This is a genomic window from Dyadobacter sediminis, assembly GCF_005860765.1.
Taxonomy (GTDB): domain Bacteria; phylum Bacteroidota; class Bacteroidia; order Cytophagales; family Spirosomataceae; genus Dyadobacter; species Dyadobacter sediminis.
Genome location: NZ_VCEI01000021.1, coordinates 937262 through 956124, shown reverse-complemented (window position 1 = coordinate 956124; position 18863 = coordinate 937262). Strand labels below are relative to the sequence as shown.

Sequence of the window (18863 nt, the reverse complement as noted above, 5' to 3'; positions counted from 1 at the left end):
ATTTAAAGTTATTCCCTAAATGTATTGAAAATGTCAACACCTATTCAAATTTTCGATTTTAGAGAAGAGCCATCCAAACTCAATAGCAACATTTCATTTCAAAGAGAAAGTGAAGCTTCCTATTATGGCTCTGACGGTTACTTGCACTTTGCCCAATCCGGCATAAACTGGTTGGCACAAAGTCAGAATTGCAATAGAACGCCCTGGATTAATGTACGGGTGACGCCTTCTGTTACCAGCGATGTCATGGCAGTTGATGGAACTGCTACGGCAAACAAGATTGCAGAAACTACTGCAACCGGAGAACACCGGATTTCACGAAACCTGAATGTCCCGCAAGGCCAGCCTGTCACAGTAAGTGTTTATCTTAAGGCAGGAACCCGAAGCCGGGTACAGCTCAGTTTTTCAAATGCCACCACTTACACAGGCGGCAATCCGACGATCAAATTCAACCTTGCAACCGGTGTTTTTATAACAAAAAGCTCCAACTTGGTTAATTACAAGGCAGTCGATAGCGGAAACGGCTGGTGGAGGCTTCAGATAACGGCTATGCCCGACCTCGGTGTTGTTTCAGGTTTTCATATTTACCTGATGAATGACAACAATACAGTAGGCTATGCGGGGAGTCCTGATAAATACATTTATGCATGGGGTGCCCAAATGGAGCCTGGAAGAGACATGACTGCTTATACGCCTACATTGGATGCTCCTTATATGGGTCTCAGGTTCAATTACAGCCTTGCCGAGTCTGGTCCGAAACTTGTTGGTGCTTTGATCGAACCTGCCGGAACAAACCTGGTGCCCTATTCTCAACAGATGGAAGTTGCAGCCTGGCGTAAACAATCTGCAACCATTGCAATAACAACCACCAAATCACCGGATGGTGAAACGAATGGCTACAAGATAAGAGAAACTACTTCCACCAGTTCGCACTACATTGTCCCGAATCCAACTTTAGTTACCGCAGCCGGAAGAACCTATACTTTAAGCGTCTATTTCAAAGCGGCAGAACGTAAATGGGCTTATTTCAATGTGAACGGGCTTACCATCCACTTCGATCTTGTTAACGGAATCATTGGCAACAAAAGCAGTGTTTTTATAAACTCAGTAATAGAGAACGTAGGACAAGGCTGGTTCAGATGTTCCGCCACTTTCATTGCTTCCTCATCCACCACTTCAACGGTAATCGGTCCTGAAATAAGCAACGGCAAACAATCGTATGCCGGAGATGGTTCGAGCGGGATTCTGGTATGGGGCGTACAGCTTGAAAACAGCGATGAAGCAACTAGCTATATCCGGACAGGCGCAACGCCTGTTACCCGCAAAGCAGACGTAGTTACTCTTTCCAAACCAAGTTCAGGCGATTTATTTGATATTTTTATACAAAGAAAAAACGGCGGTGACTGGATAAAACAGGTTACTGCCAGTTATGAAGTAGTACCGTCCGAAAACGAGATTCAGGTTATCCACTTCTATGAATCCAGTGAAATAAATGAATTCCATGAAGAAACCGCACACACGTTGTTTCCTGAACAATATGCTTCTGTCGGGGTAAGCGGATCCATGCTTACGATGTTTGATAAACTGTACAATACCCAGACACCCAACAAGCAATGGTCGCTTCAGAAAGCTGTGAACAAATCCTCACCGGTGTACCGCGTTGAAGTAAATGCAGGAGAAGTCTGGACGGGTGATTATACCAATCAGTACAGAGAGCGCTCAGAGTTTTATCTAAAAAATTACCAAATGCCCTATGACAGAGATGTGTGGCTTTCATTCGCCATTAAAATAGAACCCGGAGAACCGCTGGTTCTGGCAGCGTCCGACTTCTGTTACATAGGCCAGTTCCATGCGAGCGAAGATGCGGGAGACATCAGCTCGCCACCGGTACTTGGTATCCGGCTTGATGGTTTGGATACTGCCAATGTATACACTTGCGCAACAACCGAAAACCCGCATAAAAAAAGTCCGAAATCCATATTGAGAGGAACGGCACAGTTCACACGTGGCATCTGGCATAAAAATGTCATGCGTATTCGCTTCTCTCCTACCAATGGCCAGCTGCAATGGTGGAAAGATGGAAAGGAACTGCTTAACATTGCCAATATCGGGATCGGATATCCGGATGCAACCGGACCATACTGGAAATTCGGCATTTACCGGTCACCAATGCCCAGAAAAATAGTTATTGAATATGCCAATATGGAAGTCCAGTATACTTCATCGCTGGAATCCCGTATAACCAATCCATTGTTAATTGTATAACACATCAATCAAAACTGCACAGCCATGGATATCAAACGCAGAAATTTCCTTCAGTTTGCTTCCTTAAGCCTTACTACCGTTCTGGCAGGATTCAAACTTCCGGATTCAGGTGAAGCAGACCTGGATTCCTATACAAAGCCATTATCTGTACAAATGGCTTCCGGACAGGGCACATACATTTTTTATGTAGATGGCAAAAAGCAAATCGTGGATATCGTTGATGAAAAAGGCCAGCTTTTTACACCGGCATATTCATGCGAGATCAAATACCTTGCTTCCGACGGAGAAACAAATCTGATTGTTAATGTTGATCAGGATACGCAACAGCTGTTTCTGGTGCCCGGATTTTCTGAAACTTACTCAGAAATGAAAGGCAAGTTGTAATTTAAAATAGGGTAAAAAGATTTACATTCCATTCCGCATCATGCCTGTAAAAGCTGGTCAAGCTTTTACAGGTTTTTTTTATATGTCCTATTTTGAATACGACAGACCAAATTGCAGTAGGTTGAAAAGGTTATTTTTACACTGAATTCTATACAAAATCATAATTAACGAATAATTTCGACAGCATAGTAAAAATTAGTTTTCAGTATGATATAGGTCATGTTTTCAGGTCGGGCTTGTGCCTAATTTTGAATCATCAAATCAAACAACACCTGCTAATAATACTGACATGAACACTGCACGTAAAAACCTCCTCTTCATTGTTTTACTGATCGTTACTTCTTTATCCTCCTCTTTCAGTGCACCTTTATTTACCAAAACAAAGCCTCTGACCATCCAGATGCCCGTGGCTGACGGCAAGTACGCCTTCGTTGTAGACGGCAAAAAACAGATTGTCGAAATCAGCAACGAAACCGGCAAACTGCAGATCCCTGCGGAACCTTGTGTGATCCGCTACACGGCCGAGGACGGCGTTACAAACCTGACGGTTTTCATCGAGCAGCAAACATCCAGATCGTTTCTTCTGCCAGCCGTTCAGGTCAATGAAAGCGAAGTGGAGGCCAAGTGGGAAGCCGTGATCCTGGGCAATCCGGTACGTGCAGGAAAGGTGATGACGCAGATCACAGGCCCGATGAACAGCAATCCGACGATCGAGATCTACGATTTGCAGGGACGTTCGCTGGTGAAGAAACAGGTTGCCAAAAACCAGGCAACCGAATCGTACACGCTGGATGTGCCGCAGCTATCGACCGGCATCCTGCTTGTAAAAGTAAGCTGCGAGGACTTTTCTCAGACATTGAAAGTGTTGCATACAAACTAAAATACCAATTTAGCAACGGGCAGGGTTGCTACATGTCAAGGCCATAAAGTACTTCTTTGCAGGGAAGAAGTACTTTATGGCTTTTTTTATTGCCCGCTATTTAGATTTGGCTATTTGAAAGTGTTGCAAATACATATTAATTGTACAGGGCACAACATCAATTTCAAACTGCATTTTGTCTCCGTTTTACGCAGCTGTGCCTGAAAGTACCTGATACCCCAGAATAAAGCCGTTGTACCCCATTATTTTAGACATTCCGCCTGCATTAACTTTCTTTGTATTGTCAATCAGACGAGCGATTGACAAAAAAAATTTTACCAGTTATAATTACTCAACGATCCTAAATAATTCTAATAAAACCTGACCATGTAATGCTTTCAGCATGCTAAAAAGCATACGGGTCACATTGCAGAATCAGGTTTTATTGGCAGAATACCCTCCTTGTTATGACGAACGTATTAATTATTGAAAGTAAGCTGCAAGATGCCAATGCATTGAAGCGGATGATAGAGCAGGCCAATCCTGACTATAATATCTGCGGAGTTGTAAATTCGGTCAAGGATGCCCGCAACTGGATTATGAACAACAAATCACCGCAACTGATCTTTTGTGACATTCAATTACCTGACGGATCGGGATTTGATTTATTCGGCAGCCTTCCTGTGGCCGCACCTGTCATTTTTTGTTCCAATACGCAGGAACATGCGTTTAAAGCTTTTGAAAACAATGCAATTGATTATCTGGTCAAGCCATTCAGCAGCGACAGATTGCAGAAAAGTTTTAGAAAATTCACACAGTTCAGACAACTATTCGGCCAGCAGACTGTATCTCAAGCGCAGGACTTTAACCATGCTGTTTCCAATGTCAGCAAGTACAAAAGTTCATTGCTTGTTTATTATCAGGACAAAATCATTCCGATCAGTCTGGATAAGCTTGACTTCATTTATTACAATAATTACCAAGTAAATGTACACACACAAAATGCACAGTACGAAACCCGGGATACATTGAATAGTATAATAAATTCTCTGAACCCGCACGATTTTTTCAGGGCGAACAGACAGTTTATTATTCATCGGAAATCGGTAACGAGCATACAGCAGTATTTTGGCAGAAAATTGCTTGTAGGCACCTCATTTCCTACTCCTGAACCAGTTATAATCAGCAAAGCCAATGCATCGGAGTTTCTCAAATGGGTGGAAGGATTGAACAAAGTACCGGAATATAGCGTTATGCATTAAACATTGTCCGTTTCAAGGCTCAATTTGTCCGGCTTATAATAATACCATTTGTTTTACTTTTGCATTTATGCAAATTTGATTTAGTAAGAATCCAATTTTGCGCTAACTTTGACTGCTTTAACATCATCGAATTTATCCAATTCTTTCATGTTAAATTAGTTATAGTTTACAATAAAATAATTCTAACGCAATTTGCTTGTAAATCATGAATATGTTGATATACTCAGGCATGCTTAAATACAAAAAAGGGATTACAATACTTGTGAACACCCGATTGCTGAATACCTGACAATCAATTTGATTAAAAAAACATATTAGAACTAGTTCGTAACGTATACAGAAAACAGTTAGACAAAACTTTACTTTTTAATTTAACTAACAGAAAAAAGCCTAAGCATCTTTCTGATGCATTTCAGGCGATGTGCAAGATTCAAGTTGTTCATGGATAGTAATACTCTCGATGAAAACAGAATCTGCACCATTAATAAAGGACATGTCGGATTTGGATTGAACTGGCCGAATTAACAATATGATAACCGGTCGAGTCAATCTTTATCACTAATTTTCCGACATGGTAAAATTGACGTAAACCACAAGAATGACACTGTTCTAAAAGAAACAGAATATGGATCGCAGAAATTTTCTCCAGCATGCTGGTATTTTAACGGGTGCCTTACTGTCCACTTCAATCGTGAAGATGACAAAAAAGACAAACCCGACCTTATTGCTGGTTTCCGGGTGGCAGGATGTAAATATCGGAGATATTGCCCATACACCGGGATTGATTGGTCTTATTCGCAAAAGGCTTCCACATGTGAATATTATCCTCTGGAAAAGAAACCGGAGTGAAATGGTTGAAGCCATGCTCGGCAAGCATTATCCGGATGTAAAAGTAATTCACGGCGAAGTCAACGATAAACTTATACCGCAAAGCGAGTCGGTTCGCGAAGCATTTCAGGAAGCAGATTTCTTTATTCACGGTTCAGGACCGTATGTTGTTGCAGCCAATTACCTACAGGCTTGGGCTGCACACACCGACAAACCATTCGGAATTTTTGGGGTAACGATCCAGGAAATCAAGCCGGATCTGAAATCCTTGCTGCAAAAAGCATCTTTTATTTTTACCCGGGAAACAGCTTCCATAAAGGTTTTGAATGAAAACGGGATTTCAGGAGAATTCATCCGATTTGCTCCGGATGCCACTTTTGCCCTTGAGATTCATGATGATAACAAGGCGGCCAGTTTTATCAAAGACAATAAACTGGAAGCCCGCAAATTCATTTGTGTCATTCCGCGCCTGCGGCTTACACCCTATTATAAAATGAGGCCGAAAAACGCAGGATGGTCTCAGGAAAAAATTCAGGAGACGATTGCGCTGAATGATAAATACAAAGAAGAAGATCATTCAAAAGTGCGTGAAGCAATGATCACATGGGTACGTAAAACCGGAAACAAAATAGTCGTGTGCCCGGAGATGACGTATCAGGTAGATATCATAGATGAGCTGCTTGTAAATCCTTTGCCGGAAGATGTAAAGCCTTTTATTGTAAAACATGGCTACTGGCTGCCGGATGAAGCTGCTTCGCTCTACAGGGAAGCACATACTGTTCTCAGCCTGGAATGTCATTCGCCGATTATTGCCATAGCAAATAATACACCTGCTTTTTACCTGCGTCAGCCGGAAGATACCATCAAAGGACAGATGTATTATGACCTGGGATTGAAAGACTGGACTTTCGAGATCATGGAAAGCAACGGACAACAGATTTCGGATCAGTTAATGAAAGTTTACGATCATTATGAAAGTGCCGAGCAAACTGTAAAACAAACGCTGAGCCGTGTAGAAGTACAATATAATGATGCTTTTAAAACCATGGTGAAAGATTTGCAGACAACGGAAAAAGAAAACTTTTTTTCATAATGTGAATGAAAGCAGGTTCGACAACTGGCATGCAAATAGTGAGCGTTAAATTAATTGAATTCTTTGGTTTAAAATTTTAGAATATTGTAAAAGTTACATTTACAAGTTTGAAGCAGTTTAGATCTGAATTTGTATAAAAAGAAGAAGAAAATAATTTTATTAATAATTAAGAAACATATGTTATTGATTATCCAAGAATTATGATGGTTTACTCGATTGAAGATTTTGATTAATAAAAGAAAAGACTTAAACTTGTTATAATATATACTCAGCGTATTTTACTATGAAAAATCACTACTCCGGCATACTCCCGAAGGTACATTTGTGGACAGATGTCTTAATATTGAACTTCAGTTTTTTTGTTGCTTATCTTTTTAAGTTCGACAATTTCACCGGACTGATAACGGATCAGTACATCAATCTTTTACTTGTCGCAAACCTTGTCTGGATTTTCACGATCCATATTTTTAAAACGTACATTTTTACCCGGCTTTCCTACCATTTCAACACACAGCTTGGTCAGTTCCTGAAAGCGGTTACGGTACATTGCGCCGTTATGATGGCTTTCCTTTATCTGACCAAACAAGGTGAGGAATATTCCAGGTACCAGTTTCTGATGACATACGGTTTGTTCATTGCAACATCCACGGCATCGAGAGCGGCAGCCATTTTATTCCTTAAGTTGTATCGTCAGGCGGGTTACAATTACAACCGTTATGCGATTGTAGGAAAAGGCGATCTTGCTTCTTTGATCCGTGAATTTTACAGCAATCGCAAGGAACTTGGTTACAGGTTTTACGGAATCATGGAACTGGACGGAAGAGAAAACAGCGTGGCATCTCTGGAACTGATGGTGAAAGAAAAGAAGCTTGATTACATTTATTGCTGCCTTTCGGAAATGAACGATGAACAGGTTCAGGAAGTAATCAGAATGGGCGAACGTCAAAGAACGCAGATCAGGCTTGTTCCGGATTTCCGCGGATTCATGACCAACATGGCGACCATTGAGTACCATGACATGTATCCTATCATTCAGGTTAATACCAAACCATTTTCAAGTTTCAACGAACAAACGCTGAAACGTACATTTGACCTTGTGTTCTCCATTATTGTAATGATTCTCGGTGCTCCGGTTTTCTTCGCCGTATGGGCAGCAATCAAAATTACATCTCCGGGGCCAGTTTTCTTTAAACAAAGACGTTGCGGACGCTGGGGTGAAATGTTTGACATTTACAAATTCAGAAGTATGCATGTAGACGCCGACAAAATGGGTCTTCAGCATTCGCAAGGTGATAACGATCCAAGAATTACTTCCATTGGCAGGATTTTAAGAAAATCTCGTCTGGATGAATTACCTCAGTTCATCAATGTACTGAAAGGTGAAATGTCCGTAGTAGGTCCTCGCCCGTTATACAAATACGATGTTGATATGCTGATGGAAGCAGCACCGCATGATTTCCAGCGTCTGTTAACGGTTAAGCCTGGAATCACATCCATCGGACAAATCAATGTAGGGTATGCAGATACTGTTGCGAAAAATGTGGAGCGTTTGAAATACGATCTTCAGTATCTTAAAACCTACAGCGTATTTGATGACGTTCTTTTGATATTCCGTACAGTTCAGGTTATGGTTTTGGGAAGAGGCCAATAAGATTGATTAAAATAATTTCCCTGCGTTACTCAACGTTTGTCACATATAAGAAAACCTGTCAGATCTAATAATCTCGTCAGGTTTTTCTTTTTTAGTACATTCCATGTTTTACCTGGCTGAAGAATAAAGTCAATTGAAGAATCAAATATTGGTGTTGCAAACTTTGTTAAACAAGAATAACGGAAAGGAATATAGGTACACTAGTTTTACATTTATCCCATTTCCAATCAAAGTATTTTGAAGTGAATAATTGTACTTGCTTGAAAGGAGCATTCTGTTTTTAGCAACAAGAATACATTGCAGATGTTGGCTCCGGAGGAGCTTTCTGATTCTGGCAAAGAGATGCATTGTGGATATGAGGTCCGGAGGAGCTGCCTTGTCAAGGCAAATGGTATTAAATTCAGCAATTTCCAAAAATCAAAATGCCGATTCAGCATTAACAATCAGCAGCTTTACATTAACTCATTAAACGCATATTGTCAAAAAGCGCAGAATATGCATTTTCTTCAGTATTCAGCCCTTCAACCCATTTTAAAAATTCCGATGAATTTGCTTTGCTTACAACAACAGGTTCCGGTGTTGGTGAAGATGTTCCGATAAGCAGCTTTCTTCCAAAATATTGCTGAATATTAACAACAGCTTTCCGGTGAATAATAAATTGCCTGTTTGCCCGAAAAAAGTCCTTCGGATTTAATGAAGTTATAATATTGTTAAGGGTATCTCTTGTTTCATAATGTGCATTTTGCATGTACACATTCACCTGATAATTATTGTAATATATAAAATCAACCTTGTCCAGACTTACGGGAATAATCTTGTCCTGATAATAAACAAGAAGTGAGCTTTTATAACTGTTCAAGTATAAAGCTGCATTGTTAAATTTCCTGTTATTCAATGCATTCTCTTCACCAAACAGCTCTTTCAATTGTGTAAACTTCTTTAAACTCCTTTGGAGTTTAAAATGATCCAATGGTTTTAACAGGTAATCAATACCATTGTTCTCAAAAGCTTCCAATGCATATTCATTATAATCTGTGCAAAAAATTACCGGAGCTGCAATGGATAAATCCTGAAAAATCTCAAATCCCAATCCGTCAGGCAACTGAATACTGCAAAAAATAAGCTGAGGAGTTTTGTTGTTAATTAACCAGATTTTAGCTTCAAAAACGGATTGAAGTATGCCGCAAACCTTGAATTCAGCGTTTGTCAGCTCAATCATATCTTTTAACTCCTGTGCAATTTTGGATTCATTTTCAATGATTAGTATTTCAGTCATAATAGAAGGGGATTTATCTATAAATGATATTATTTTATTCAAGAAAGGAAACAGAACAATGAAGTTCTTACTAGTTCAACTTTCCGACTGGTGCAAATGTTGTATCCGGACTGTTGAGATTTATACCCAATTTGCCCGGATTATCTATGGACGAATCTATTTTTTGAATGCTCAAATCCGTTTAGAATTCCCTATTTATTTTCGGGCAATTTTCGATTGAATTGTAAGCTTTTGAAATTCAAAATGATAGAAAATCAATTTATACAGATTTAAATTTATAAATCAATACATACGTTGGCAAATACATATCCAATTTAAATGAGCAGTTATACTTTTGAAAAAACCCTTCCAGATTCTATCCGTTATTATTAATGAATTATTAAGTTTTAGAAAAATGCATAGCGTATGAAGAACAACTTGCCCATGAACTAATAGGGAATTCTTTCATACAAATTATATGAAGTTGCAGAAATTGCTGATAAAAAATGAGTAAAACAGATTTACAGATTACTAATATTTAATGTATTTCTATACGATAATCAATTGATTTTTTTGCAAGTAAGAAGCTTAGAATAATATTAGAATTTCTGCCTTAATCAAGCTTTGCTGTTTAAATTATCCGACAAAACTATATTTACTAATGAATGAATTATTTGGATAATCAGAATTGCGCTATATTTGTAGTAGTAGTTTCCTTTTTACTAAAATGACGATTTATTTAAAAGGATTTAACATTTTATTGGGTTCTTTTTTAAGATATTGATAATTTAAGATCTGAAAACCACAATAATTATGATGACTACAAATAATACCAATCATTACGTAAAATATCCTGATACACCAACAGCTATAATGGAGAAAAAATCCAGTACATCCAAATATCCTTTAATCTCCGGGCTTATAATTGGTGTGATTGGTGGCACAATCGGAACTCTGATTTATAATTTTTTAAAAGAATCAAAAGTTTATTCCAAGCTGAATCCGATTTTTGATTTTACATTGAAAGCAATTAATTTAACATATAAACTTCCGGTATATGCTGTTGTTATTTTAATGCTTTTGGCTCTGGCAGGAGTATTCTTTTACAATAAAAAAGCATTGAAATAAATCTTAGAATCGCTTCATTATTTCAATCCTGATTTTCGGTTGCGTTTGAAATTTTATGCAACAGATTTTACCTGAATAACCCACAACTTTCTTGCTTTCCTGATTTCTACAACTTGTGCCGGCTTCTTAATTGCAGCTGTATGAAATCATATTATTTTTGAGGTAACCAGCTTGAATCCAATACATCAGGAGTGATGAATGCTTTTGTAGTTAAATTTATTCTTACCATGTTATAAGAATAAATACTACATTGTATGTATATTTGTTAAGATGCTTGCCTTTTTATAAATCGGCAGCATGCAGGTAATTACGGACTGGAAATGGTTCAGCAAGGAAAAATCGTCGCTTAGCCATTGGTTAAATAAAGTTTCTTGCAGCCGGTCCGATCGTTATATTTGGCAAACATACATTAACAAAATCAGATGAAAATCATAGTTCTCGGGGCTTCGGGGCAGCTGGGCAGCTGCATAAAAAAGGTCTCGGCCGAAAGAAACACACATGATATCGTATTCGCCTCGCAGGAAAACGGCAATATCCTGAATGAAGAATTGCTCAGCAGGCTTTTCGAGCGGGAGAAGCCATCCTTTGTTATAAATTGTGCCGCCTACACTGCGGTTGACAAGGCTGAAGATGAACAGGAACTTTGCCGCAGGATAAATCGTGATGGCGTACTGTTCCTTGCAAAAGCATGTAAACAACACCACGCGTCGCTCATTCATATTTCAACCGATTTTGTTTTTAAAGGCAACATTGCTTATCCGCTGAAAGAAACCGATCCGACTTCGCCTGAAAACATATACGGGATTACAAAACTGGAAGGCGAAGCAGTTCTTGCAGAAACGCTGCCGGAACATTTTATTGTCCGTACGAGCTGGCTGTATTCTGAATTCGGAAACAACTTTGTAAAAACAATGCTTCGGCTCGGAAAAGACAGAAGTGAACTGGGCGTTATTGCGGATCAGATCGGCTCTCCCACTTATGCCATTGATCTTGCAGGCGCTATTCTGGACATCATTGAATCAGAAAGCAAGTCGTACGGCATTTATCATTACAGCAATGAAGGCGTTGCATCATGGTTTGATTTTGCAAAAGCGGTTTTCGACATCAGTAACATGTCAATGCATTTAAATCCGCTAAAAACCTCCGAGTATGTCACCAAAGCTGTTCGGCCACCCTATTCGGTAATGGATAAGACAAAGGTCAAGAGCACTTTTGGCATACAGATTCTATACTGGCGCGACAGTCTTGCAAGATGCATGGAGCAACTGACAGTTACCGCCTGATCCGACGACTGCGAACATTATTTATAAAATCTGGAAGGCACAAGGTTTTACCGTAAGACCTTTATGCCTTTCGGTGCATCTATTGTTGATTTGATACTTCCGTCAGCCTGTTTTTCATGTCTGATTTTCACAATGCCCATTGGTGTCGGATAAGTACCTTCCACCCATTTTAGATCAGCAAGATTGGGCTTTACCTGAATGGTTTTACAGCCGGGTTCCATTACACTGACGCCAAGCACATGCTCCGTAAGCCATGCCGTCGGGCCGGATGCCCAGCCATGACATAAACTATGACGCAGGTTTTTGTAACAATAGGCTCCGAAATCACCGTGAATGTCGTCTTTCCCTTCCGGGACCAGCTCATCAATGGGAGCAGCGTTTTTTGTCCATGCAAGATCGAAATCTTCCCAGAAAGTCGTGGCGCCCATGTCCAGCATGGCACCCCAGTAATTACGAATGCAATTCAGTGCGCCGTCATAATCTTTGGCCCTGGCTTTTGCCTGTAACATGTAATAACCGTAAAAAGTGGAAAAGCGCTCGCATTCACCTTGTGAAATGACCTCCGCGTTCGCCTTTTCCGCCGGCACAAGACCGGAAAGTGCGAGCAAAGCTGCAGCCTGTTTGGATCCGTTTGCATCCGGCACGTAAAGTTTGAGTTGGGTTGCCGTAGCTTTGCATTTGGCTGCCTGCGCAGGCTCATCCAGAATGGTGCAGAGTTCGGCACCTGCTTCCAGCGTCATAACCATCAAGGCATGGAGCCCGGCATGAATTCCCTTTGGATTTTCACTGGAAGGCCAGTCCAGAAAACGCGTTCCGTCCAGATTCTCTTTGTTATCCTTGGTTTTTTGCATCAAAAAATCGAGCAGACCGACAAGGTATTTCTGCTGTTTTCTGAGGTATTCAAGATTGCCTTGGTTTTTATATAAATCCCTGTGAATCAAAATCCACCACATGGAATAAGCACTGATTCCATTCATCCATCCGGGCAAAGGCGTAATATCCCGGGCCTGATCCAGACTTTTGGCAACAACCTCGTTTTTACCAAAAACACTGTTGATCGTCATGACTTCCGGATGCATATCTCCTACCCAAACCAGCCTGTCGCGCTTGATTCCGTCCCACAGAAATTCCTGCATATTCAGATGAACGGTATAAGCTCCGGTATTCCAGATTTTATTCAGACGTTCGTCATTGCTTTTAAATGAACCCAGATACGGAATATCGCGGTATTCAAAAATGGCACGTACTTCTTTGAGCTGCAATTCGCGATCGGTATCTACAAGATCAACCCTCGCAAACCTGAATCCCGAATTTCCGACCTGCATGGTTCCGAGCCATGGAACTTCCGTTGTAAAATCGCGCATGGCGTGATCGTTCGTTGCACCTTGAATGGTATCAATATCCGACATGGCCTCGCTGACTGATTCACCAAAACGAATCCGGATCCGGATCGGTTTCTGATTAGCCGGCTGATCTGTAACCAGTTGAATGCCGCCCTGAATTTCCACTCCAAAATCGAGGAGTATGCCCGGCGTGTTGCCGTCTTTACTGATCATCGTACAGAAATTTTTATGGACAAGGTCAGCCTGCCCGCTTCCCGGAAGTAAAAGACTTTGTGCATTGACAATACTTTTGCCGCTTTTGTCGGATGTCCATACAATGCGCTTTGGTGTCAGATACTGCCTTACGCGGGAATCTTTCTGAGCCTGTGTATTCTTATCGAATATTGGAGGAAGTTGCTGCGCCTCGGCCAGTCCGCTGCACATTAAAATAACGACTCCGATAAAGTAAAGGGATTGTTTCACAATAGAAAGGTTAAGCTGCATTGAAATATTCCCGGAAAATAAATGATTATAATTTGCTCATCCAACCTGTTGTATCCTGTTTTCCGGACAACAACCCTTGCCCGTTTAAGGAAACATTTTTTTTTAAATTCCGGCAATCCGGATTTAACATCTTTGCAATGCTTTTTTCCGGACATGCTAAAATTAACTAAAAACCGTTCTAATTTTGACATTTGGTATCATTCGCTGTTAACTTACAGCATCATATTAATTATGCTCCTGCCATGAAAGAAAATAGCCCGCTGAACCGTGACGGGCTGCCGCCGTTTGTTAAAACCTGGAAACAGATGTATATCTTACTAACCGGCACGCTATTCCTGCTGATTGCCCTCTTCTACTTATTTATGAATCACTTTCAATGAGCTCACTGGACTGGATAGTACTTTCGCTTACATTAATATTTGTTGTATCCTATGGAATATACCGCAGCCGTGAAACGCATACCATGGATTCTTTCTTGCTGGCCGGCAAGTCTTTACCCTGGTACCATGTAACTTTATCACTGATGGCCACGCAGGCCAGTGCCATTACTTTTCTGTCTGCGCCGGGACAGGCTTATACCGACGGAATGCGTTTCGTGCAGTTCTATTTCGGACTTCCGCTTGCGATGGTTGTACTTTGCATTACGTTTGTACCCAAATTCGGCCAGTTAAAAATTTTTACTGCCTATGAATTTCTGGAAAGTCGTTTCGACCTGCGTACACGCGGCCTGACTTCCTTTCTGTTTTTGCTGCAGCGCGGACTTTCAACCGGACTGTCCATTTATGCGCCTTCGCTTATTTTATCTGCTATTCTTGGGTGGGATATTACCTGGACCAATATCATTTCAGGCGGAGTCGTCATGCTTTATACCATTGCCGGCGGCAGCAGGGCCGTTTCCCATACGCATCTTCAGCAAATGGCCATTATCACAATCGGAATGGTTGTAGCGGGTATTATGGTTGTAAAGTTTTTGCCCAGCGATGTTTCTTTTACGGATGCGTTGCATGTTGCCGGCAAAATGGGAAAAATAAATCTGATTGATTTTACATTTGATCTCAACAGCCGTTACAATGTATGGTCAGGTCTGATCGGCGGGTTTTTTCTTCAGTTATCGTACTTCGGCACGGATCAGTCGCAGGTCGGGCGCTTTCTGACCGGCAGCTCGCAGGGACAAAGCAAACTTGGGCTGGCCATGAACGGACTTCTTAAAATTCCGATGCAGTTTCTGATCCTTCTTGTTGGCGTCCTGGTCTTTGCTTTTTACCAGTTTACAAACCCGCCGTTGTTTTTCAATAAAACAGCTGTTGACAAAGTCAGGAAAACGCAGTACGCTGCACAGTACGAAGCACTGGAAAAGAAGCATGAGCTGATCCAGAAAGACAAGCACCCGCACATCATGGCACTTACGGAGGCGCTCAGAAAAGAGGATCAAAATGCCATTCAGGAGTCGCGCGTTGTACTGGCCGGTTTTGAAACAAAAGTTAAAGAAGTCCGTAAAGAAGCTGAAATCCTGCTTTCGGAAGCCAATGGCGGAGATACCAATGACGTCAACTATATTTTTCTCCGGTTTGTAATCGATTATCTTCCGGCGGGAATGGTCGGATTACTGATTGCCGTTATCCTGCTTGCTTCCATGGGCTCGGTTGCGGCGGCTTACAACTCGCTGGCTTCCTGTACGATTGTGGACATTTACAAACGCATGATCCGCAAAGATGATGATTCCAAAGACTATGTGGCGGCTTCCCGCTGGGCAACGTTTTTCTGGGGCATTTTCTGTATTGCCATTGCGCAGTACGCATCAAGGCTCGGCAGCATGATCGAGGCCGTCAATATATTGGGTTCCTTGTTTTACGGTGTTATTCTGGGCATTTTTCTGGTGGCGTTTTACTTTAAGAACATTGGAAGCAGAGCCGTTTTTTACGGCAGCATTCTCGGAGAAATCTTTGTTGTCATCAGCTACATTTTCAATCTGACCGCTTTCTTGTGGCTCAATCTGATCGGGTGTCTGCTTGTTATTATTTTTGCGTGGATTATAGAATATGCCTGGCCGCAATCTGCATCCCGGAAACCTTCTTTGTAAATCCTGAACCATTCGAATACGAAGGAAGCTGGTTCCTGCAAAATTCAAACATTACACCATTTCTGCTATTCAGTATAATTCTATTTAATAATTATACTTTTTAAAGAAAGTGTAGTGTTCCTGCAATTTTTTAGCGCATGGTATGAAACTATTCCGCTATTTAAATCCTTAACCAATACATTCGAGCAAAGTTGATGTAATTGCTGGATTACCTATGTCACCGATTGTTACATTCTTGTCATTTATCCGGTTTATGAAGTTGTTATCTGCTACAAAGACGGTGCGGCCTGCTTTCAGGTACATTCTGAAGGATAGCTGACATCAGTCTTTCAATATTAAAATCTATCCTCTCAGTAAACGGTTTTTTGTTATTTCTCTATCTTAAATATTTCAGCTACATGAATCATTGCTCTAAGCCACAAAAAACAATGCGTTTGGCGCTTAGCTCGGCATTCCTTTTCCTTACTTCTTTTTGCCCTATTTTTTCTCAGGCCATTCAGGAAAGTTCCAAAGAAACGCCGTTACTGCAAAAGGCAACATTGCAGGACGTTGTAAATTATGCCATTAAAAACCAGCCTGTTATCCAGCAGTCGCTCATTGATGAACGGATTACAGAAAACCAGATCAGAAGCAGGCTTGCAGACTGGTACCCGCAGATCAATTTCAATTACAACCTTCAGCACAATTTTATTGTACAAACAAGCATTATCAACGGCAATCCTGTCAAACTGGGTGTAAAAAACCTTTCCGCCGCGCAGTTTACACTTTCACAGCAGATTTTTAACCGTGATGTTTTGCTGGCAAATCAGACGAAGAATGATGTTTTGCTTCAGGCAAGTCAGAACACTTCTTTTAACAAAACGGATCTGGCGGTGAATGTGTCCAAAGCTTTTTATGACGTACTGGCTACTTCCCAGCAGATCGATGTAGCGGAGGAAGATATTGTGCGGCTTGAAAGAAGCCTTAACGATGCCAGAAACCAGTACAATGCAGGCATAACCGACAAAATCGACTTCAAGCGGGCTACTATTTCGCTTAATAATACGAGAGCAAGCAAAAAAAGTTATGAGGAAGTCTTGAAATCCAAACTCCAGAACCTGAAAGCACTGATGGGTTATCCGGTGGAACAGGAGCTGGAAGTAAGTTATGACACGCTTCAGATGGAACGTGAAGTTACACTGGATACCATGCAGAACGTTGATTTCACAACGCGTATCGAATACCAGCTGCTGAGCACGCAGAAAAAATTGCTGGAAGCCAATCTGCAGTACAATAAATGGAGCTATCTGCCGAATCTTTCCATAAACGGCGCGTACAACCTTAACTTTCAGAATAATCAGTTTACGGAACTTTACAACAGAAATTACCCGAACTCCTTTGGCCTGGTTACGTTATCGCTTCCGATTTATCAGGGCGGAAGAAGACGGGCCAATACCAAAGTAGCGGAATGGCAGATCAAACGCGTGGACTGGGATATAAAGGGTCTGCAGCAGAATGTCAGCGCGGAGTATTCAACGGCATTGGCCAATTATAAAGGAAATCTGAGCCTGCTGCTTGCACAAAAGGAAAACATGGACCTTGCCCGCGAAGTATATGACGTTCTTCAGCTGCAGTACAAATCGGGCATCAAGACTTATCTGGAAGTTGTTACATCTGAAACAGATCTCAGGCTCGCAAGAATCAATTACTATAATGCGCTTTATCAGGTTCTGGCCAGTAAAATAGACGTTCAGAAAGCACTCGGACAAATGAATTATTAAAAACCGGATCGCAGTACCGTCAGCTGCTCCGGTTAAACGCTCTTGATACATTAATAGAAAATTCCATGAATGATATGTTTTTAAATAAAATGAAATATTACCCGGCAGCTGTATTATTTGCGCTGCTGACTTCCTGCGGTGATAAAAACCAGCAGCAACAGCCAACCCAGCCACCGGCAGTTCCCGTTACGCTTACTGCGGTAAAAAGTGCACAAGCGGCTTATTACGAAGAATACCCCGGAACCGTAGTTGCATTGAATGAAATCGAACTGCGTCCTCAGGTATCCGGATTTATAACCGGTATCCATTTCAAGGACGGTGCGCGTGTTCGCAAGGGACAATTGCTTTATTCCATCGATGCGCAGCTTTACAATGCCAATTATGATCAGGCAGTAGCCAATCTGAATGTACAGGAAGCCAACCTGGCCAGAGCACAGAAGGATGCCGACCGTTACCATGAACTGGAAAAAAACGATGCGGTTGCCAAACAGCTTGTTGACAATGCAGATGCCGCGCTGGAAGTAGCTAAAAGGCAGGCAGAAGCTGCAAAAGCCAATATCAAAGGCGTACAAACCAGTGTTCGTTACACTAAAGTGGTTGCACCTTTTGACGGTGTGATCGGTATTTCTGCAGTGAAAGTAGGTGCTGCCATTACTGCCGGACAAACTGTTCTGAATACCGTTTCTACGGACAATCAGCTTGCAGTGGATTTCAATGTGGACCAGAAAGAAATTTACCGGTTCAGTACTTTGATGAAAAAGGCCAAATCCTCTGACTCGACATTTACACTGAAATTCGGAACCGACATTTACCCGGAAGCCGGCAAAATTGCATTACTCGACCGCGCCGTTGATCCTCAGACCGGAACAATCAAAGCACGTCTTGTTTTTCCGAACAAGGAAAACCGATTGAGGGCTGGAATGAGCGGAACTGTAAGGGTGCTTAACAACGCAGCAGGAAATTCCATCGTCATCCCCTACAAAGCAGTTACCGAGCAGCTTGGCGAATTCTTCGTTTATGTAGCCGGCGACAGCAGCAAAGTAAGCCAGCGCAGAGTAGTGCTCGGCAATGCAATCGGATCGGATATTATTGTCAAGGAAGGACTTAAAGAAGGTGAAAAGATCGCGGTAGAAGGAGTTCAGAATTTAAGAGAAGGAGTAACAGTTGCAGAAGGTAAATAATTTCTCTC

General features: G+C 41.4%; 13 protein-coding genes. 11 read left to right on the top strand and 2 right to left on the bottom strand.

All coding sequences use genetic code 11. From position 1 onward, the window contains the following. Positions 1 to 30: 30 nt before the first annotated feature. The 6 genes from FEM55_RS11240 (at position 31) to FEM55_RS11215 (ending at position 8342) form a co-directional block, all read left to right on the top strand. Positions 31 to 2265, top strand: coding sequence for a phage head spike fiber domain-containing protein (locus FEM55_RS11240; RefSeq protein WP_138281413.1), 2235 nt, complete (start codon positions 31 to 33; stop codon positions 2263 to 2265). Between the two features lie 24 nt (positions 2266 to 2289). Beyond that, the gene (locus tag FEM55_RS11235; protein ID WP_138281412.1) at positions 2290 to 2649 is read left to right on the top strand and encodes a hypothetical protein; all 360 of its coding nucleotides are present in this window, start codon (positions 2290 to 2292) and stop codon (positions 2647 to 2649) included. 289 nt (positions 2650 to 2938) lie between these two features. Continuing rightward, complete coding sequence (locus FEM55_RS11230; RefSeq protein WP_138281411.1) at positions 2939 to 3529, top strand: T9SS type A sorting domain-containing protein; 591 nt, start codon at positions 2939 to 2941, stop codon at positions 3527 to 3529. Positions 3530 to 3975: 446 nt separating this feature from the next. Beyond that, positions 3976 to 4770 carry a LytR/AlgR family response regulator transcription factor gene (locus FEM55_RS11225; RefSeq protein WP_138281410.1) on the top strand — a complete coding sequence of 265 codons (795 nt, stop codon included), beginning with the start codon at positions 3976 to 3978 and terminating at the stop codon, positions 4768 to 4770. Positions 4771 to 5467: 697 nt separating this feature from the next. Then, positions 5468 to 6691, top strand: a complete 1224-nt coding sequence (locus tag FEM55_RS11220) for a polysaccharide pyruvyl transferase family protein (protein WP_229209201.1) — start codon at positions 5468 to 5470, stop codon at positions 6689 to 6691. Positions 6692 to 6974: 283 nt separating this feature from the next. Beyond that, positions 6975 to 8342 (top strand): sugar transferase, encoded by a 1368-nt coding sequence (locus FEM55_RS11215; RefSeq protein WP_138281408.1) that lies wholly within the window; start codon positions 6975 to 6977, stop codon positions 8340 to 8342. 457 nt (positions 8343 to 8799) lie between these two features. On the opposite strand, the gene FEM55_RS11210 is transcribed toward FEM55_RS11215, so the two are convergent. Beyond that, complete coding sequence (locus FEM55_RS11210; protein WP_138281407.1) at positions 8800 to 9660, bottom strand: LytR/AlgR family response regulator transcription factor; 861 nt, start codon at positions 9658 to 9660, stop codon at positions 8800 to 8802. Positions 9661 to 10410: 750 nt separating this feature from the next. Between FEM55_RS11210 and FEM55_RS11205 the strand changes: the two genes are divergently transcribed. Together FEM55_RS11205 and rfbD are read left to right on the top strand one after the other, a co-directional pair. Further along, on the top strand, positions 10411 to 10725 hold the full coding sequence (locus FEM55_RS11205) for a hypothetical protein (RefSeq protein ID WP_138281406.1): 315 nt from the start codon (positions 10411 to 10413) through the stop codon (positions 10723 to 10725). Between the two features lie 422 nt (positions 10726 to 11147). Then, entirely contained in the window at positions 11148 to 12008 is an 861-nt protein-coding gene (gene rfbD / locus FEM55_RS11200) for a dTDP-4-dehydrorhamnose reductase (RefSeq protein WP_138281405.1), read from the top strand. A gap of 47 nt (positions 12009 to 12055) precedes the next feature. Here the strand turns inward: rfbD and FEM55_RS11195 are convergent, their stop codons facing one another. Next, a complete protein-coding gene (locus tag FEM55_RS11195; protein WP_229209200.1) occupies positions 12056 to 13813 on the bottom strand; it encodes an alpha-L-rhamnosidase-related protein in 1758 nt (585 codons plus the stop codon). A gap of 397 nt (positions 13814 to 14210) precedes the next feature. Here FEM55_RS11195 and FEM55_RS11190 point away from each other — a divergent pair, with 397 nt between their 5' ends. The 3 genes from FEM55_RS11190 (at position 14211) to FEM55_RS11180 (ending at position 18855) form a co-directional block, all read left to right on the top strand. Beyond that, the gene (locus FEM55_RS11190; RefSeq protein WP_138281404.1) at positions 14211 to 15914 is read left to right on the top strand and encodes a sodium:solute symporter family protein; all 1704 of its coding nucleotides are present in this window, start codon (positions 14211 to 14213) and stop codon (positions 15912 to 15914) included. Between the two features lie 428 nt (positions 15915 to 16342). Continuing rightward, complete coding sequence (locus tag FEM55_RS11185) at positions 16343 to 17674, top strand: TolC family protein (protein WP_229209199.1); 1332 nt, start codon at positions 16343 to 16345, stop codon at positions 17672 to 17674. Between the two features lie 89 nt (positions 17675 to 17763). Further along, positions 17764 to 18855, top strand: coding sequence for an efflux RND transporter periplasmic adaptor subunit (locus FEM55_RS11180; protein ID WP_374756477.1), 1092 nt, complete (start codon positions 17764 to 17766; stop codon positions 18853 to 18855). The last annotated feature ends 8 nt before the right edge of the window (positions 18856 to 18863 follow it).

What these genes read in the sequence shown, in the direction of transcription:
- FEM55_RS11240 (WP_138281413.1), top strand. Translation starts at nt 31, where the DNA reads ATGTCAACACCTATTCAAATTTTCGATTTTAGAGAAGAGCCATCCAAA.
- FEM55_RS11235 (WP_138281412.1), top strand. Translation starts at nt 2,290, where the DNA reads ATGGATATCAAACGCAGAAATTTCCTTCAGTTTGCTTCCTTAAGCCTT.
- FEM55_RS11230 (WP_138281411.1), top strand. Translation starts at nt 2,939, where the DNA reads ATGAACACTGCACGTAAAAACCTCCTCTTCATTGTTTTACTGATCGTT.
- FEM55_RS11225 (WP_138281410.1), top strand. Translation starts at nt 3,976, where the DNA reads ATGACGAACGTATTAATTATTGAAAGTAAGCTGCAAGATGCCAATGCA.
- FEM55_RS11220 (WP_229209201.1), top strand. Translation starts at nt 5,468, where the DNA reads ATGACAAAAAAGACAAACCCGACCTTATTGCTGGTTTCCGGGTGGCAG.
- FEM55_RS11215 (WP_138281408.1), top strand. Translation starts at nt 6,975, where the DNA reads ATGAAAAATCACTACTCCGGCATACTCCCGAAGGTACATTTGTGGACA.
- FEM55_RS11205 (WP_138281406.1), top strand. Translation starts at nt 10,411, where the DNA reads ATGATGACTACAAATAATACCAATCATTACGTAAAATATCCTGATACA.
- rfbD (WP_138281405.1), top strand. Translation starts at nt 11,148, where the DNA reads ATGAAAATCATAGTTCTCGGGGCTTCGGGGCAGCTGGGCAGCTGCATA.
- FEM55_RS11190 (WP_138281404.1), top strand. Translation starts at nt 14,211, where the DNA reads ATGAGCTCACTGGACTGGATAGTACTTTCGCTTACATTAATATTTGTT.
- FEM55_RS11185 (WP_229209199.1), top strand. Translation starts at nt 16,343, where the DNA reads ATGCGTTTGGCGCTTAGCTCGGCATTCCTTTTCCTTACTTCTTTTTGC.
- FEM55_RS11180 (WP_374756477.1), top strand. Translation starts at nt 17,764, where the DNA reads ATGAAATATTACCCGGCAGCTGTATTATTTGCGCTGCTGACTTCCTGC.